A 3,699-nucleotide genomic window follows, 5' to 3' on the forward strand; every position below is an offset into this window, starting at 1 on the left:
CCTGTTTGATAGGCATGGAGCTTATCTGTGAAATAAGGCGCGATAAGCAGGTTAGCCAGATTTGGCTGCTCACTGAATGCTTCGCTGATCACGTTTAGGAAATCAGCGCGGATGATGCAGCCGCCTCGGAAAATCAAGGCAATGTCTTTGAGCGGCAGATTCCAGCCGTAAAGCTCAGATGACATCTTATATTGGGCAAAGCCTTGTGCATAGGCGCATACTTTCCCCATGTAAAGAGCCTGTCTGACGTATTCAATCCAGGTGTCTTTATCCAATTGTTTTTCTTCGGATTCCGGGCCTGCTAATACGTCTTGAGCTGCCATCCGTTCTTCTTTTAAGGATGACAAGTAGCGGGCGAACAAGGACTCTGTGATGATCGTGGACGGGATGCCGTTATCAATCGCCTGCATGCTCGTCCATTTCCCAGTGCCTTTTTGTCCGGTTTTATCAAGGATGACATCGATCAGAGGCTGTCCTGTTTTTTCGTCTTTTTTGCGTAAAATCTCAGCTGTAATCTCTATTAAATAGCTTTTCAGCTCACCTTGATTCCATGTTTCAAAAATAGATGCAATTTCATCGAGCGGCAGACGAAGCGTTTCTCTTAGAAACGTATACGCTTCTGCAATCAGCTGCATGTCGGCATATTCAATACCGTTGTGCACCATTTTTGTAAAGTGCCCTGCCCCTTTTGGTCCGATATAGACACAGCAAGGGTCATCTCCGACTTGGGCTGCGATTTTCGTCAGGATAGGAGCGGCTTTCTCATAGACGTCGCGATCTCCGCCCGGCATGATGGAAGGTCCTGTTAATGCGCCGACTTCACCGCCGGAAATACCGACTCCCAGGTAGCCGATCCCTTTTTCCTTCAGCTCGTCATATCTTCTTTCTGTGTCTTCATAGTGGGAGTTTCCTCCGTCCATGATGACGTCGCCTTCTTCAAGCAAAGGCTTTAATGATTGGATGACGGAATCTACGGGTTTTCCCGCTGTGACCATCAAAAAGATTTTTCTTGGTTTTTCTAACGATTGAACAAAGTCCTCAAGCTCGTAATACGGGCTGAGAGATTGTCCATCCAGCTTTTGGACAAGCTGGTCCGTTAAATCTCTGGTGTAATTATAGACAGCGACGTTTTCACCTTTATTTGCCATGTTTAAGGCGATGTTGCTTCCCATTACGCCTAAGCCTATGACACCAATCGTATTGAACATGTGTTACAGCTCCTTCTTAATTTCATACAACTAAACTTAACAATAAAATGAATCCCAGTCCAGCAACGGAAATAATGGTTTCCAGCAATGTCCATGTGGCGAATGTTTCTTTCATGCTTAATCCGAAGTATTCCTTGAACATCCAGAAGCCGGCGTCATTGACGTGTGAAGCGATGACACTTCCGGCGCCTGTTGCGAGCACGACTAACGCCAGGTTAACATCAGAATGACCCAGTAACGGAATGACCAGACCTGTTGTGCTTAGTGCGGCAACAGTCGCTGATCCTAGAGAAATGCGCAGGATCGCCGCGATGAGCCATGCCAGAATGATTGGCGATAATGCCGTTCCTTTGAATAAGTCTGCTACGTAATCGCCGACACCGCCGTTGATCAGCACTTGTTTGAAGGCGCCGCCTCCTCCGATGATCAAAAGCATCATGCCGATTTGTGAAATGGCAGTTGAACAAGAATCCATCACGGTTTTGACTGGAATGTTGCGCTTGATGCCCATTGTATAGACTGCGACCAATAACGAAATAATCATAGCAGTCGATGCGTTTCCAATCAATCTGATAAAAGCTAAAACGCCGTTATCTGCAAACCCGATTGTTTCTTGAAGCAGGTCGATAATGGTCGCGACCGACATGATGATAATCGGGAGCATTGCGGTAAAGACACTGATTCCAAAGCTGGGTGTTTCTTCAAGGTTAAACGTTTTTTGTGTGCCGAGTGATGCAATATTGCCGTTTTTCGCAAATGATGCAGGAACGATTTTTTTCGCGAACTTTGTAAATAACGGCCCTGCGATGAGCACTGTCGGAACAGCAACGATAAAGCCGTACAGCAGTACTTCTCCAATGTTTGCGCCATACTCACCGGCGATCGCCGTAGGTCCCGGGTGCGGCGGCAGGAAACCGTGTGTGATGGATAGTGCCGCGACCATCGGGATTCCGAGAAATAAAATAGAAATCTTCAATTCTCTTGAAATCGCAAAGACAATCGGAATTAATAGAACCAGTCCTACTTCAAAAAATAACGCAATCCCAATAATGAATGAGGCAATGACAACGGCCCATTGAATATTTTTCTCACCGAATTTGTTGACGAGCGTCATCGCAATGCGCTGTGCGCCTCCTGAATCCGCGATCAGCTTGCCCAGCATCGCACCGAGTCCAAAGATGAGCGCGATGTGGCCAAGAGTTCCCCCTATTCCTGCTTCGATGGAGCTGACAACTTTATCGAACGGCATCCCGAGTGCCAGTGCCACGCCGAACGATACGACCAGCAGGGAAATAAATGTGTTTAATTTTAAGCCCATAATCAGAAATAGTAATGCTAAGATCCCAAGTGCAACGATGATTAACGGCATGGTAATGCCCTCCCCTTCATGTCATGTACTATTTGTGTGTGATTAAGCCCCTCTGATAATCTGCAATTTGTGTATATTGATTTTCTAATAATCTTGATAGATTGATGAAAATCGGCATTAATGTTCTGTATTCCTTGGCTGAGTCTTCGATCGGCGTATGTCTGTATGTGCTGCCGATCATGTCGGACACGGCGTCGAAAGAGTCAATTTTTCCTGTTGCATACAGGCCTAAAATGCAGGCGCCGAGACATGAGCTTTCGTAGCTTTCCGGAACGACAACCTCTGATTCGAAGATATCAGACATCATTTGGCGCCAAACCTCCGACCTTGCAAATCCCCCTGTCGCTTGGATGCGGGTTACCGGGCCATCCATGCATTCAGTTAACGCCAAGAACACCGTGTACAGGTTGTAAATGACGCCTTCCAATGCCGCGCGTATCATATGCTCTTTCTTATGCGACATGGTCAGGCCGAAAAATGAGCCCCGTACATCCGGATTCCACAACGGAGCGCGTTCTCCGGCGAGATATGGGTGGAACAGCAGACCGTCAGAACCGGGTCTGACGCGTTGGGCAATTTTCGTCAGCACGTCATATGGATCAATGCCCAGCCGTGTCGCTGTTTCGATTTCGGAGGAGGCAAACTCGTCTCTGATCCAGCGAAGGACGATGCCCCCATTGTTCACAGGCCCCCCAATAACCCAATGCTTGTCCGTCAAGGCATAGCAAAAAATTCTCCCTTTTTCATCGGTTTGCGGCTTGTCAATAATCGTCCGGATGGCACCGCTTGTACCGATGGTGACGGCGATTTCTCCCTTTTTAATGGCGTTGACGCCGAGGTTGGACAGCACGCCGTCGCTGGCCCCGATGACAAAAGGCGTTTCCGGATCGATTCCCATTTGGATCGCTATTTCCGGGCTGCAGTGCTGAAAGATCTCGGTTGTCGGCACGAGTTTGGATAAGTGATCCGGCGTGATGCCTGCGATGCGCAGTGCCTCTTCGTCCCAAGCCAAGCTTTTCAGGTTCATCATGCCTGTCGCTGATGCCAATGAGTAATCGATGACATACTCATTGAACAGCTGTTTAAAAATGTATTCTTTGATGCCGATATATTTTTTTGCCT

General features: G+C 47.7%; 3 protein-coding genes. All 3 read right to left on the minus strand.

Translation table 11 applies throughout. The features are described from left to right. Positions 1–1,208: decarboxylating NADP(+)-dependent phosphogluconate dehydrogenase (gene gnd, locus ACWHAR_RS19510; RefSeq protein WP_452087578.1), on the minus strand; the 1,208-nt coding region annotated here is incomplete at its 3' end. Between the two features lie 22 nt (positions 1,209–1,230). After that, entirely contained in the window at positions 1,231–2,577 is a 1,347-nt protein-coding gene (gene gntP / locus ACWHAR_RS19515; RefSeq protein WP_144458900.1) for a gluconate permease GntP, read from the minus strand. Positions 2,578–2,605: 28 nt separating this feature from the next. Further along, positions 2,606–3,699, minus strand: a 1,094-nt coding sequence (gene gntK / locus ACWHAR_RS19520; protein ID WP_452087579.1) for a gluconokinase, incomplete at its 5' end; no start/stop codon positions are given.

It is taken from the genome of Bacillus sp. LR--39 (genome assembly GCF_053613335.1).